The following is a 508-nucleotide window of genomic DNA, read 5'->3' on the forward strand; positions in this document are numbered from 1 at the left end:
GCTGAGACTTTTTCTGTAAAGATTGGTATGTAACGGATTGATAACGTAGGTGGTCAGACCTTTATCAAGAAGAAATCCCAGAAGATTGTAACTGTAGTGTCCGGTGGCTTCCAGTCCTACTTTTACTTTGGTTAAATCATCTGAAACGGATTCGACTCTTTGAAATAAGACTTCAAACCCCTCACGATTGTTAAGTATGGTAAAAGATTTGAATAATACTTCACCATCTGAATTTGTAATAAAGCAGTCGTGCTTATCTTTGGCAACATCAATTCCAACGTAAATCATAAGAAATCTCCTTTGAATAAAATTGATACTGTTTAGAGCCACAGGTACTCCTTGCGATTGTAACCTCGTTCTAAATAAACCGTCATGCGGTATCTAACTGATTAACAAATATACAAAGAGACTGTGGTTGTAGCCTTTCGTAAACCATCGAATGGTAGGAGGTTTTAAACAATCCACAGTATCTCCAACAGTATAGCATATAGACCTTGGAGAGGGTCTA

At 37.4% G+C, this 508-nt stretch carries 1 protein-coding gene; it reads right to left on the reverse strand.

From position 1 onward, the window contains the following. On the reverse strand, positions 1-288 hold a 288-nt coding region (locus ACTQXY_RS15575), incomplete at its 3' end, for an IS110 family transposase (protein ID WP_441660223.1). Positions 289-508: the final 220 nt, after the last annotated feature.

It is taken from the genome of Faecalimonas sp. LCP19S3_D12, assembly GCF_052121495.1.
In the GTDB taxonomy this organism is placed as follows: domain Bacteria; phylum Bacillota; class Clostridia; order Lachnospirales; family Lachnospiraceae; genus Faecalimonas.